13 protein-coding genes are annotated in these 12,069 nt (G+C 66.3%); 9 read left to right on the forward strand and 4 right to left on the reverse strand.

The window, feature by feature from the left end; translation table 11 throughout:
- Window positions 1–453: DUF4893 domain-containing protein (locus Q0094_RS05005; protein WP_297615891.1), on the forward strand; the 453-nt coding region annotated here is incomplete at its 5' end.
- Window positions 454–466: 13 nt separating this feature from the next.
- On the opposite strand, the gene Q0094_RS05010 is transcribed toward Q0094_RS05005, so the two are convergent.
- Complete coding sequence (locus Q0094_RS05010) at window positions 467–1,072, reverse strand: hypothetical protein (RefSeq protein ID WP_297615893.1); 606 nt, start codon at window positions 1,070–1,072, stop codon at window positions 467–469.
- A complete protein-coding gene (locus tag Q0094_RS05015; RefSeq protein ID WP_297615895.1) occupies window positions 1,069–1,620 on the reverse strand; it encodes a lysozyme inhibitor LprI family protein in 552 nt (183 codons plus the stop codon). The genes Q0094_RS05010 and Q0094_RS05015 overlap by 4 nt, the downstream gene beginning before the upstream one ends.
- 167 nt (window positions 1,621–1,787) lie before the next feature.
- Between Q0094_RS05015 and Q0094_RS05020 the strand changes: the two genes are divergently transcribed.
- Complete coding sequence (locus tag Q0094_RS05020; protein ID WP_297615897.1) at window positions 1,788–2,327, forward strand: hypothetical protein; 540 nt, start codon at window positions 1,788–1,790, stop codon at window positions 2,325–2,327.
- A 30-nt stretch (window positions 2,328–2,357) separates the two neighbouring features.
- Here the strand turns inward: Q0094_RS05020 and Q0094_RS05025 are convergent, their stop codons facing one another.
- On the reverse strand, window positions 2,358–3,260 hold the full coding sequence (locus tag Q0094_RS05025) for a helix-turn-helix transcriptional regulator (protein WP_297615899.1): 903 nt from the start codon (window positions 3,258–3,260) through the stop codon (window positions 2,358–2,360).
- A 141-nt stretch (window positions 3,261–3,401) separates the two neighbouring features.
- On the opposite strand from Q0094_RS05025, the gene Q0094_RS05030 reads away from it, so the two are divergent.
- From Q0094_RS05030 to Q0094_RS05060, 7 genes are all read left to right on the forward strand, one after another.
- Window positions 3,402–4,061 carry an ABC transporter permease gene (locus tag Q0094_RS05030; protein ID WP_297615901.1) on the forward strand — a complete coding sequence of 220 codons (660 nt, stop codon included), beginning with the start codon at window positions 3,402–3,404 and terminating at the stop codon, window positions 4,059–4,061.
- Window positions 4,058–4,789, forward strand: coding sequence for an ATP-binding cassette domain-containing protein (locus Q0094_RS05035; RefSeq protein ID WP_297615903.1), 732 nt, complete (start codon window positions 4,058–4,060; stop codon window positions 4,787–4,789). Before Q0094_RS05030 ends, Q0094_RS05035 begins: the two co-directional genes overlap by 4 nt.
- A gap of 19 nt (window positions 4,790–4,808) precedes the next feature.
- Window positions 4,809–5,624, forward strand: coding sequence for a substrate-binding domain-containing protein (locus tag Q0094_RS05040; RefSeq protein WP_297615905.1), 816 nt, complete (start codon window positions 4,809–4,811; stop codon window positions 5,622–5,624).
- Between the two features lie 79 nt (window positions 5,625–5,703).
- Window positions 5,704–6,693 (forward strand): hypothetical protein, encoded by a 990-nt coding sequence (locus tag Q0094_RS05045; RefSeq protein ID WP_297615907.1) that lies wholly within the window; start codon window positions 5,704–5,706, stop codon window positions 6,691–6,693.
- A gap of 5 nt (window positions 6,694–6,698) precedes the next feature.
- Window positions 6,699–8,636 carry a molybdopterin biosynthesis protein gene (locus Q0094_RS05050; protein ID WP_297615909.1) on the forward strand — a complete coding sequence of 646 codons (1,938 nt, stop codon included), beginning with the start codon at window positions 6,699–6,701 and terminating at the stop codon, window positions 8,634–8,636.
- Between the two features lie 83 nt (window positions 8,637–8,719).
- Window positions 8,720–9,247, forward strand: coding sequence for a DUF2478 domain-containing protein (locus Q0094_RS05055; RefSeq protein WP_297615911.1), 528 nt, complete (start codon window positions 8,720–8,722; stop codon window positions 9,245–9,247).
- A gap of 62 nt (window positions 9,248–9,309) precedes the next feature.
- Window positions 9,310–9,930: a YdeI/OmpD-associated family protein gene (locus Q0094_RS05060; protein WP_366940223.1), complete on the forward strand. Its 621-nt coding sequence runs from the start codon at window positions 9,310–9,312 to the stop codon at window positions 9,928–9,930.
- A 146-nt stretch (window positions 9,931–10,076) separates the two neighbouring features.
- Here the strand turns inward: Q0094_RS05060 and Q0094_RS05065 are convergent, their stop codons facing one another.
- On the reverse strand, window positions 10,077–12,026 hold the full coding sequence (locus Q0094_RS05065) for a 4Fe-4S dicluster domain-containing protein (protein WP_297615915.1): 1,950 nt from the start codon (window positions 12,024–12,026) through the stop codon (window positions 10,077–10,079).
- Window positions 12,027–12,069 lie beyond the last annotated feature (43 nt).

A 12,069-nucleotide genomic window follows, 5' to 3' on the forward strand; every position in this document is an offset into this window, starting at 1 on the left:
CGCGCGGCGGCGATCACCTTGGCCCGGGGCCTGCCCGACGCGGCCGCCGTCGCCACGCTTGAACAGGTGCTCGCGGGGCGCGTGCTGTCGTTCGATGATGGCTACGACCCGAGCGGCGCGTGGCAGTGCCGATACCTCAAGCTGGGTGGCGAGCTGCTGCTCAACATTTACGGATGGTTTTCATGCCGGGTCTTTGACGATGGCGCGGGTTGGGTGATCGAGAAAACCACCGGCTCGCAGCGCAGCAGGGGGCGGCTCTATCGCTTGACCGAGGATCGTTTGCTCTACCTCGGGGCGCTGCATTATGCGGCTGAGGCGCCGATGTGGTTCGGCGATGATCCGGCGCGCAACCACATGGCGGTTCTGACCCGGCTGGATGATGGGCGCATGCGTCTTGAATTCCCGGCGCCCCTGGCGGAATCGGATTTCGATATTCTGGAATTCATGCCCTGACCTTGCGTCAAGGTCACTGCAGGGGTGTGATGCTCATCGGGTCGAACATGGGGCGTTCCTGACCTTCCTCGACAAAGATCGCGCGTTCCGGCCAGCGCAGATCGGTGATGAAATAGCGCACGCCATGGGTGGATGCGCCATAGGGCCCGCACAGCGGATCGGGCACCTCGCCCTGTGCGGTCGGCGCAAGCGCGTTCGGATCGCTGGGCGCAAGCACATGAAAGACCATGGTGCGCGGCGCGGGGCGCAGCGCGATGGCTTGCCATGTGCATGGCGCATCAGGCCCAAGCGCCCCGGCGTCGATCAGCGTTTGGCTGAGCGCGGCGATGCTTGCGCCCTGCGGCACGGTAAAGCTCTGGACCGCGATCCCCATATCCGCGTCATCGCGGCGGGTCACGAATGCGCCCTGGGCGTCATCCCACATGACTTGCCATGTGGCGCCGCCCAGGTCGCAGGTTTCGCCCCAAAGCCCTATTCCGCCACCCTCTCGCCAGTGCCACGAACAGGTCGCAGCGTCTGTTTGCCACGAGGGCAGGGGCGGCAAGCCACCCCCATTGGCAAAGCCCATCCCGGGCGCGATGATTGCCAGAATGCCTGCAACAGTGATGCTGCGGATCATTGTTGCCACCAGCCTTCCAGCTTCAGCGCCTGTCGCGCGGTTTCATGCATGTGGCAGGCCATGGTCGCCGGCCCACCGCCCGTGCCGCCCATCCACTGCGCCTGTTCATAAAGACAGCCGGCATCCCGGAACGCCATCCATGCGCGCTGCATCGCCCTCAGGCTGTCCCCGATCGAGGCGGCGGCAGAGCCGAGATCGCGAAGTTCCTTGTCTTGTTGCTTGGCCGTGCCGACGCGTTCGGCATAGGCCGCGTTCAGGCGCGCATCCCAATACCCGCGCTCGGCGTCCAGACACTCCAGCATGCCGATGGTCGTATCGCCGCCGGGTGTCATCATGCAAGCCTGCGCGGCGCGCCCGACGCAGTCAAGCACCCCGTGATCCGACAGCCCGGGCGAGATCGCATAGGCCGCACCCACACAGGTTGCGGTGGCTTCGGGCGAAAACACCGGCTGGGCCTTGAGCGGTGCGGCCAGCGCCACGGCCACCCCCAAAATCACCACGGCGCATGCCACGGGCTTGCGCGACAAGGGTGTCACTGTTGGTTGCATTCTATCCCACATCCCCTTTGCTTGCCTTTTCACCACATTCTCTTTCGATCATATCAAAGGTCAATAGAGCGGCGCGTCTTTTGTCGATCATGCGACCCTGCCACATCCAACTTGGCCGGGCCGATGCGTAGGGCGAAAAAAATGTGCTGCCACATGAGGTCGATCTGATGTCTGACAGCCGAAATCATGCCATTTCCGCGCGCGCCGGTTTTTTCAAGGTGTCGGTCACCTGTCGCCTGCAGGATGATGGGCTTTCCATCTTGCGCGGCACAGCGGTGAGCCGGATCGGCTATGACGCGATCCGCGCGATCCGGTTTCACCGCCACGCGCCCAAGCGTGCGGTGCTTGTGCTGACACCATCATCGGGGCGCGATGTGTCGTTCCTGTTGCAGCAGGGCCGCAAGTGCGACCGGGAGATCACGGATTTCGTCACAGCGCTGGTTGCGCGGGTCGCGCGCGCGGCACCCCAGACGGGCTTGGTGATCGGGCCCAGCCGCCGCCAATGGGTCGCGTCTTGGGTCGGTGTGCTTGTGTCAGGCTTGGTCCTGTCGATCGCGGCATGGAGCGGTCTGGCCGGTCGCCCGCTTGGGTCACTGGCCATGCCGATCGCCATCGCGCTGGTCAATCTGGGTGTCGTGCTGCCGATCTTGCGGTCTGGCAAACCGCGCCACCACAGGGTTTCCGACGCGCCGATCGCCCCTGGTTGAGCGACCGCCGCAGGGCAGCCCGCCAAAGCCCTAGCCGTTCCAGACCACGCGACCCAGATGCGCGATATCATAGCCGCCAAGATGCGCGGCGCGTTTTTGGAAGGCATCCGATTGCGCAAAGGCCAAAAGGCTTTGCATCGGTGCCTCGAAATAGGCCCGCCGGGTCATCACCAGATCAAAGCTTTCATCCGGGATCAGGGGCAAAAAGCCAAGTTGCCCCGCCGCCGATTGCAGACCAAGGCCGCAATCCGCCTCGTCCGTTTCGATCAGGGCGGCAAGATCGGCATGGGTTTGCGCACCGCGCCCGGCGGTGACCAGCGCCGCGCGCGACACGCCTTCGCGCGCAAGCAACACATCGAGCAACCGCTGCGACCCCGCCCCTTCGGTGCGGATGGCGAACCGCAGGCCGCGTTTGACCGCATCGGCCAGCCCGGTGATGCCCAGCGGATTGCCCTGGGCCACCAAAAGGCCCTGGGTGCGGCGCGCCCAATGGATCATCACATGGCGCGACCCCGGCAAATGCGCCCGCACGGCGGCCAGATTCCAGCGCCCGCTGTCCGGGTCGATCAGGTGCAGCCCCGCCAATACGGCGCGGCCTGCGACCAGATCATCGAGCCCCTGGGTCGATCCGCGCGCCAGAACGGCCAGCCCGCTTCCCGATTGGCGCAGCGCCCATTCCAGCAAGGGATCGTTCGATCCGGCATAGATCGGTGGTGCGGGTGCAATGCCGGCATCGGGCAATTCCGTCTGCGCCTCCAGCCAGGCATCGATCAACCGCCTTGGAAACAAAAGCTTTCCGGTGGCACGGGTAAAGGGGATCGTCTGGCGCGACACCATTTCATAGATCGTCCGCTCGCGCAGCCGCAGATAGGCGGCGATCTCGCCCGTGGTCATCAAGGCTGTTGCGTCATCGCGCCATGGGGGCGTGGTCATACCGGCTTGATCCTGCATTAATATGTAAATTGCTGCACGAATTCCATCCTTGAAGATTATTGCAGTTCCATTCTAGTTTCCAGAGACTTCTGGGGGGTTTTTCAATTGGACGGGCCATTTTCCACCGCCATCGGTCTGATCATGGCCGCAGATGCCGCCTTGATGCAGATCATCGGGCTGTCGCTGCGCGTGACGCTGACGGCGGTTCTGGTGGCTTGTGCGATCGGCCTGCCTCTGGGCGCGGCGCTGGCGTTGGCGCGCTTTCCGGGGCGCGGTGCGGTGATCGTCGTGTTCAACGCGCTGATGGGCTTGCCGCCGGTGGTGGCGGGGCTGGTCGTCTATCTGATGCTGTCGCGCTCCGGTCCCCTTGGCGATCTGGCGCTGTTGTTCACGCCCGAGGCGATGATCCTTGCGCAGACGGTGCTGATCTTGCCCATCGTGGTGTCGCTGACCCGCTCGGTGGTCGAGGATATCTGGGCCGAATACCGCGAACAGTTGCAAAGCCTTGGCGCCAGCCGCCTGCGCGCCGTGCCGACGCTGTTGTGGGATGGGCGGGTCAGCCTGCTCACCGGGGTCTTGGCCGGTTTCGGGCGCGCCAGCGCCGAGGTCGGCGCGGTGCTGATCGTCGGCGGCAACATCGCCGGGCACACGCGCACCATGACCACCGCCATCACGCTGGAAACGAGCCGTGGCAACCTTGGGCTGGCGGTCGCTTTGGGGATTATCCTGCTTGCCCTGACGCTGACGCTGAACGCGGTTGCATGGGGCGCGGGCCAATGGGCGCGGGGCCGGTTGGGATGACGCATCCGCGCCCCACATCCCCCACGATCCTGCCGCTTCGGTTGGAGGGCGTGGGCTATGACGTGGCCGGCAAGACGCTTTTGTCGGATATCTCGCTGGCCGTGGACCCCGGGCGGCGGCTGGTCGTCATGGGTGCGAACGGGGCAGGAAAAAGCCTTTTGCTGCGGCTGTGTCACGGGCTGATCGCGCCAACGGCGGGGCGCTGCATCTGGGCCGACGGATCGATCCGCGCCCATGCGCAGGCAATGGTGTTTCAACGCCCGATCCTGTTGCGCCGATCCGTGGCGGCCAACCTAGACTATCCGCTGGCCCTGCGTGGCCTGTCGCGCCAAGCCCGGCGCGCGACGGTGGCCCGCACGCTGGATCGCTTTGGTCTGGGCCCCCTGGCCGACAGGCCCGCGCGGCTGTTGTCGGGGGGCGAACAGCAACGGCTGGCGCTGGCGCGCGCCTGGTCGATGCAGCCCGAGGTTCTGTTTCTGGACGAACCCACATCCGCGCTCGACCCGTCGGCCACACGGATCATCGAAGAGATGCTGATGGGATTTTCAGCCGAAGGCATCACCATCGTGCTGACCACCCACAATCTTGGTCAGGCACGGCGTCTTGCCGAAGATGTGGCGTTCTTGCATCGCGGGCGGCTGATCGAACATCGCCCGGCCGCCGATTTCTTTGCGGGGCCAGCCGCCCCCGAGGCCCGCGCCTTTCTGGCGGGCGATCTGATCTGGTGAACACAAGGAGAAAATGACCATGACCCATACACGCCGTTCTGCCCTTTTGGGCTTTGCCTCGGGCCTTGCCATGCTGGCAGCCCTTCCTGCCGTGGCGCAGGAATTCATCATCGTCGCCTCGACCACATCGACCGAGAATTCTGGCCTGTTCGGTCATATCTTGCCGATGTTTCAGGCTGAAACCGGGATCGAGGTGCGCGTCGTGTCGCAAGGCACGGGGCAAGCGCTTGAAACCGGACGGCGCGGGGATGCGGATGTGGTCTTCGTCCATGCCCGTGCGCAGGAGGAAGCCTTTGTCGCCGAAGGCTACGGGGTTCAGCGTTTTGACGTGATGTACAATGATTTCGTCATCGTCGGGCCGGCGGATGATCCGGCGGGGGTGCGCGCCGCCGACAGCGCCGCCGCCGCCATGGCCGCCATCGCGGGTGCGGGTGCATCCTTTGCCTCGCGCGGGGATGACAGTGGCACCCACACGGCGGAAAAGGGTCTTTGGTCGGCCGCCGGGATCGACCCGGCGGGCGACTGGTATCTGTCGACCGGATCGGGCATGGGCGCCACGCTCAACACCGCCGCGCAGGTTCCGGCCTATGCCCTTACGGACCGCGGCACCTGGCTTTCCTTTGCCAATCGCGGCCCGCTCGAGATCGTGGCCCAAGGTGATCCGGTGTTGTTCAACCCCTATGGCATCATTCTCGTCAATCCCGACAAGCACGCCCATGTGAAAGCCGAGCAGGGTCAGGCCTTCATCGACTGGATCGTGTCAGAGGCAGGCCAGCAGGCCATCGCCAGCTTCACCGTGGCAGGCGAGCAGCTGTTCTTTCCATCGGTGCAATAACCCCTCGCCTGTCCGGGCCGGTGCCGCGCCGTTGCGCCGGCACTGGCCTTCGCGCCGCGACAGCACTAAGTCGGTTGGAATGGACAGCCTGACAGCCCTTGATCATTGCCTGCAAGCGGCCTTGCGCGATATTGCCCCGGCCCCGGCAGAACCCGTGGTCTTGTCCGATGCTCTTGGTGCCGTGCTGGCCGAGCCGCTGATGTTTCCCTGCGACATGCCCCCGACCGCCCAAGCCTTGCGCGATGGCTTTGCCGTCGCTTCGCTTGAGCTGACGGGGGCAAGTTCGGGCGTGCCCGTCGCGCTGGGCGCGCCGCTGCATGTCTTGCCCGCCGATCCCCTGCCGCCCGGCACCGATGCGGTCTTGCCGCAAGACGGGGTCGAGATCACCGCCACAGGCTGTGATGCGATCCGATCTGTCGGCCCCGGTCATGGCGTGCGCCGCGCCGGTCACGATGGCCGCGCAGGCACGCTGATGGCACCGGCCGGCACATTCGTGTCCAATCGGCTTGGTCTGGTTGCCGCGCTGGCGGGTCTGACACAGGGCCGCATTCGGCGGCCGCGCGTGGCTGTTGAGCTGCCCGATCTTGTGCAGGCCAGATTTGCCTGTGCCTTTCTGACCGGGCTTGGTGCCACGATCGTGACGGATGCGCCGCGGCACCTGATCCTGCGCGCCGCCGTGGGGTCCAGCCCGTGTCTTGCGCTGGCACCGGGCGAAACCGCCTGGCTCGGGCGCGAGGGTGCGGCGCTTGTGCTGAGCGTGCCGCGCCGGTTCGATGGCATGGTGGCGGCCTGCCTTGCGCTGGGCGTGCCCGCGATGGCGGCCTTGACCGGGTCGGCGCCCCTGAGCGTGGAACGTCCGCTGACCCGAAAGCTGGCGTCGGCGCTTGGCATGGCGGATCTGGTGCTTTTGACCCGGCAAGGCGCAAGCTGGCATCCCGGCCCGACGGGTGCGGTGACGCTGGCGGGTCTTGCCGCGGCGGATGCCTTTGCCATTTTGCCGCCCGACAGCGAGGGTCTGCCGGCCGGCGCCCCGCTGGCCGGTATCAGTCTTTCCTCCCCCTTCGGTTGAACCGCATGCCCGACACGCCCCCCCCAGAGTTCAGCGTGCCGCAGCAGGACCAATTCCTGCAGGTGCTGTCGCGTGATGCCGCCGAAGCGGCCTTTGTCGCGGCGTTGCGGCCCCGCCCGCTGGGTGACGAGGCGGTGACGCTCGATCAGCTTCCGGGCCGGGTTCTGGCCCAAGACATCGCGGCCCCGGTCGATGCGCCGCCCTTTGACCGCGCGACGGTGGATGGCTTCGCGCTGCGTGCCGCCGATCTGTTCGAAGCCTCGGATGCCGAACCCGTCCGGCTGCGTCTGAACCCAGAGGTGATCCATTGCGGCACCGCACCCGCGCTGCCCGTCACCCTCGGCACGGCCACCCCCATCGCTACTGGCGGGCCGATCCCGCGCGGGGCGGATGCGGTGGTGATGATCGAACATACAGAGCCAGAGGGCGATGGCATCGCGGTGGCCCGCGCGCTTGCGCCGGGCAGCTTCATTTCCTTTGCCGGCTCGGACATTGCGCGGGGTCAGACGGTGCTGCGCAAAGGCACGATGATCGGCGCGCGCGAGGTGGCGATGCTGGCCGCCGTCGGGTTGGATCGCGCCCCGGTCTGGCGCAAGCCGCGTGTCGCTGTCTTGTCGACGGGGGATGAGCTGGTCCAGCCGGGCCATAAGCTCAAACCGGCCGGGGTCTATGATTCCAACGGCCCCGTGATTGCGGCGGCGCTGCGCGAAAACGGCTGTGACGCGGCGCATCTGGGGGCTGTCCCCGATGATCCGGCGCTGCTGACTGCCGCGGTTCGGGGCGCCTTTGCCACCCATGATGCGCTGATCTTGTCGGGGGGCACGTCCAAGGGCGCGGGCGATCTGACGACCAAGGTGATCGCCGGTCTGGGCATGCCGGGCATTGTTGCCCATGGCGTGGCGCTGAAACCCGGCAAGCCGCTTTGCCTTGCGGTGTGTGACGGCAAGCCGGTGGTGGTTCTGCCGGGGTTCCCGACCTCGGCGATGTTCACCTTTCACGAGATGGTCGCCCCCGCGCTGAGGGCCATGGCCGGCCTGCCGCCACAGGGCAGCGCGCGGATCGAGGCGACGCTGCCGCTTCGGCTGACGTCCGAGCTTGGGCGCACGGAATTCGCCATGGTGGCGCTGACCGAAGGGCCGGATGGCGCGGTCGCCCATCCGGTGGCCAAGGGCTCGGGTGCGGTGACGGCCTTTGCACAGGCCGATGGGTTTGTGACCGTGCCCGCCCTTGTCGAAAGCCTGGCCCCCGGCACACGGGCCGAGGTCACGCTGTTTGGCCCCGGTGTCACGCCGCCCCGGCTTGCCGTGATCGGCAGCCATTGCATCGGGCTTGATGCGGTTGTCGGGCGGCTGGCCGAACAGGGGCTGGGGGTGCGCATCCTTGCCACCGGATCGCAGGGCGGGCTTGGCGCGCTCAAGCGGCGCGAATGCGATATCGCGCCGATCCATCTGTTCGATCCGGCGACCAACAGCTTCAACAACCCCTATCTCGCCGATGGGATGCGCCTGATCCCCGGTTGGCGGCGGATGCAGGGGATCGTGTTTCGCCCCGGTGATGCCCGCCTTGAACACCGCGCCTTGCCGGATGCGCTGGCCGCCCTTCTGGCTGATCCCGAGGCGATCATGGTCAACCGCAATCAGGGCTCTGGCACGCGGGTGCTGATCGACCGCCTGTTGGGCGGCGCGCGACCCGCAGGCTATTGGAACCAGCCCAATTCGCACAATGCCGTGGCCGCCAGCGTCGCGCAGGGCCGCGCCGATTGGGGTCTGGCGATCCTGCCCGTGGCCGAGGCGATGGGCTTGGGCTTTCTGCCGGTGGCCGATGAGCATTACGATTTCGCGGTCTGGCAAGACCCGCGCGACAGCGGCGCCCTTGCCGCCTTTGAGGTGGCGCTGGCCCAGAGCGCCGATGATCTGCGCGCGCTGGGCTTTGATCCGCGCTGATCGGTCAGCGTTGACAAGGCCGCGCGCGCTTGCCTAAGCAACATGCCGGGAGCCAGAACGGGCGCGCACACGGGGAGCGGTCAATGCTGGGCTACATCATCTCGTCCGGGCGGGGCACGGGCGACCGCCTGATGATGGCGATTGCCCAACAGCTTGCGGCACGCGGCGTCGCGGTGGCAGGTGCGGTTCAGATCAACATCGAACATGATCCCGCCCGGCACTGTCACATGGACCTGCGCATTCTGGGCCGGGACGATGTGTTGCGCATTTCCGAGGATCGCGGCCGTCATGCGCGGGGCTGCCGTCTTGATCCGCGCGGTCTGGCCGATGCGGTGCAGCGGGTGGAAAGCGTTCTGGACCAGCGCGCGGCATCGGTTCTGATCGTCAACAAGTTCGGCAAGCAGGAGGCCGAAGGCGGCGGCTTCCGCGAGGTGATCGGCCGCGCCCTGATCGCGGGCATCCCGGTCCTGACCAGCGTGTCCGGCGGCCACCTGCCCGCGTTCCTGACCTTTGCCGAAGGGCTGGCCGTCGAAGTTTCCCCCGATGCCGACGCCGCCGTCGCATGGTGTCTTGCAACATTACCCGACCCGCACCCGGCGCTGGCCGTCTGACCGGCGGGCCATGCCACAGCAGGCTTGGAAGGTGTGCCGTGCCCTGGTAATCTCGGGGCATGATGATCTCGGACGCTCAGGACTATTTCGCAAAGGGATGCGGTCGATGTGATCGCTTCGATACAACAGGCTGTGCGGCGCGGATCTGGGGCGCGGGTCTTGCACGGTTGCGACACATCTGCCTGTCGGAGGGGCTGCAAGAGACGGCCAAATGGGGACATCCCTGTTACATGCATGCCCAGAGGAACATCGTCATCATCGGCGCGGTCCATGGCAATTTCCGGCTGAGCTTTTTCAATGCCGCACTCATGAAAGACCCTGAGGGGGTGCTGGAAAAGCAAGGTCCGAACACGCGACACCCTGACATGATCCGCTTCACGTCGCATGACGGACCGACACAACATGAGGATGTGATCCGGGCCTATCTCAGGGAAGCAAAGGGTTATGCCGAGGCCGGGCAAAGGCCGCCCAAAGACGACAGTGCGCTTGACCTTCCCGATGAACTTGTCGCCGCGCTTGATGCCGATCCCGAGCTGTCAGAGGCGTTCCATGCCCTGACCCGAGGTCGGCAAAAAAGCTATGTGATCAATCTGAATGGTGCAAAGACCTTGCAGACCAAGATCAACCGGATCGACAGGTTTCGCGGCAAGATCATCGATGGCAAAGGCGCGACCGAGCGGTGAAACAGCCCTTGAGCCAAGCGGAGGGTTGTCTGCGATGAAGACGGCGGCGCAACGCGCCGCGAACGCCAGCGTCACGCCCCCGCGCCCAATCTGACACAGGCCAATCTGACACAGGCCAATCTGACACAGGCCCGCCCAAGGTCTGTTCAGTTCGGCGCCTCATGCGGGTCGAAGCCTGCGATCACCACCTCTTGCGTGCGGCAATCATCGCACATCGTCAGCAGCCGTTTGCGCGCCGCGCCGTCTTCGCCTGAAAACATCCAGTGGCTGTCGAGCCGTTCCATCACCCGGCGGATGCTTGACCCGGTGCCGAAACCCTTGCCGCAGCGCGTGCAGCAAAACGGCTCTTCTTGCTTCAGGATGCGTTTTGGGGTGGCCCAGGCGGCGAAATCCATCTGTGCCTTGATGGCAATGGCGTCTTCGGGACAGGTCGCCGCACAGATCCCGCATTGCACACAGGCGCTTTCGGTAAAGCGCAGCATCGGCTTGTCGGGGTTGTCGCCCAGCGCGCCGGTGGGGCAGGCGCCGACGCAAGACAGGCACAGCGTGCAACTGTCGAGGTTGAGATGCACGGTCCCAAACGGCGCGCCCTGCGGCAGCTCGATCCGTTCGGCCGGGCGGGGGGCGGTGCGGTTCAGCTCCTCCATCGCCAGCGTCAGAAGCCCGCGCTTGTCCTCGGGGGGCAGAAAGCTTGACCGTGCGCCGCGTGCGGGTGCCGCAGGCTGCCATAGGGCTGCCTCCAGCGTGTCGGGGTCATCGGTCTGGATCAGGCCACAAGCCGTTTCGGGCAGGCCCGTCGCCGCACAGATCGCGGCCATCAGATCCAGCGTGTTGGCCAGCCCATCAAGCGGATGGGCCGTGCGGTCCTTGGCCAGCACACGCACGCCCCCCGCGCCCCAGGCAAGGGCTGCGGCCATGGTTTCAGGGCCGATCTGGCTGGGTTCGTTGATCTGGACCGGGATGACATGGGCGGGCAGACCCCGGCCAAAGCGCGCCGCGGCGTCAATCAGGGCTGCGCCATGGGCCTCGTCGTGGAACAAGATCACCGGGGCGCTGCGCCCGCCCGCCGCAAACCATGCCGACAGACCGCTGCGCAGGCGGGCGGCAAGGCTGCCCACCACCGGCAGCGCATAGGATGCAGCCCCCGTCGGACAGGCCGCCGCGCATTGGCCGCAGCCCGCGCAGATTGCGGGGTCGATCATCACGGTATCGCCCGCGGGCACGATCGCGCCCGTGGGGCACAGATCAAGGCACCGGGTGCAGCCTGTTTTCTTATTGCGCGAATGGGCGCAAAGGTCGGGGATGAAATCGATGTATTTGGGCTTGTCGAAAATCCCGACCATCTGGCCTGCCTCGGCCACCAGCGCGGCCACCGCCACAGGGTCGCGCGGATCGGCGCGCAGATATCCGGGGCGCGTATGGTGAAACAGCGCCGGCGCGCCGGTCAGATCCAACACCAGATCGCAGCGCGACACCGCACCATTGCGCGAAGGGCCGAAATCGAGCCGCGCGCGCGACGAGGGCGCGGGGGCGGCATAGGCATCGACGGTCAGCTCGAACGCCCCCATATGCCCCGTGGCGCGCGCGATGCGCCCTTGCAGCACGGGCCATGTGGTCTGGCGCGGGGGCGCCACATCGGCGCCCGGCACCAGCAGGACGGTCAGGTCCAGAACCCCTGACAATTGCCGCGCGGCATCCAGCGCGATCTCGTCGCGGCCCAGCACCAAGGCCACGCCCCGGCTTTCAAGGCTGACCGTTTCGAACGAAGAGCCCGCCGTTTCGGCGATGGCAAGCAGGGCGGCCATCTTGGGGGCGGCCTGTGCGCCCTCGGCCGACCAGCCCGCCGTTTCGCGGATATTGGCAAAGCGCAGCACGCCCGCAAAGCCCGCATCCTCGGCCACTTCGGCAAAAAGCGGCGCTTCTTGCGTGCAGGCCACCGTGATGGCGGCAAATTCGCCCAAGGCCTGCCGGAAATTGTCAAGCTGGGCGCGACACAACTGGCTGGCGGGCTTGCCCGTGGCGCCAAGGGTTTCGGGGGCAAGGCTCATGGTGCCTTCGCAGCTGCAGATCAGGCGGGTTTCACGGTGCACTGGCATGGGGCTTTCGTCTGGCGTTAGGCTGCACTATCTCAGGCGCGGT

This window comes from uncultured Roseicyclus sp. (genome assembly GCF_937892565.1).
In the GTDB taxonomy this organism is placed as follows: Bacteria; Pseudomonadota; Alphaproteobacteria; order Rhodobacterales; family Rhodobacteraceae; genus Roseicyclus.

Excerpts from the sequence above, each read along its gene's own strand:
- Q0094_RS05010 (WP_297615893.1), bottom strand. The coding sequence starts at position 1,072 with ATGATCCGCAGCATCACTGTTGCAGGCATTCTGGCAATCATCGCGCCC.
- Q0094_RS05015 (WP_297615895.1), bottom strand. The coding sequence starts at position 1,620 with ATGCAACCAACAGTGACACCCTTGTCGCGCAAGCCCGTGGCATGCGCC.
- Q0094_RS05020 (WP_297615897.1), top strand. The coding sequence starts at position 1,788 with ATGTCTGACAGCCGAAATCATGCCATTTCCGCGCGCGCCGGTTTTTTC.
- Q0094_RS05025 (WP_297615899.1), bottom strand. The coding sequence starts at position 3,260 with ATGACCACGCCCCCATGGCGCGATGACGCAACAGCCTTGATGACCACG.
- Q0094_RS05030 (WP_297615901.1), top strand. The coding sequence starts at position 3,402 with ATGGCCGCAGATGCCGCCTTGATGCAGATCATCGGGCTGTCGCTGCGC.
- Q0094_RS05035 (WP_297615903.1), top strand. The coding sequence starts at position 4,058 with ATGACGCATCCGCGCCCCACATCCCCCACGATCCTGCCGCTTCGGTTG.
- Q0094_RS05040 (WP_297615905.1), top strand. The coding sequence starts at position 4,809 with ATGACCCATACACGCCGTTCTGCCCTTTTGGGCTTTGCCTCGGGCCTT.
- Q0094_RS05045 (WP_297615907.1), top strand. The coding sequence starts at position 5,704 with ATGGACAGCCTGACAGCCCTTGATCATTGCCTGCAAGCGGCCTTGCGC.
- Q0094_RS05050 (WP_297615909.1), top strand. The coding sequence starts at position 6,699 with ATGCCCGACACGCCCCCCCCAGAGTTCAGCGTGCCGCAGCAGGACCAA.
- Q0094_RS05055 (WP_297615911.1), top strand. The coding sequence starts at position 8,720 with ATGCTGGGCTACATCATCTCGTCCGGGCGGGGCACGGGCGACCGCCTG.
- Q0094_RS05060 (WP_366940223.1), top strand. The coding sequence starts at position 9,310 with ATGATCTCGGACGCTCAGGACTATTTCGCAAAGGGATGCGGTCGATGT.
- Q0094_RS05065 (WP_297615915.1), bottom strand. The coding sequence starts at position 12,026 with ATGCCAGTGCACCGTGAAACCCGCCTGATCTGCAGCTGCGAAGGCACC.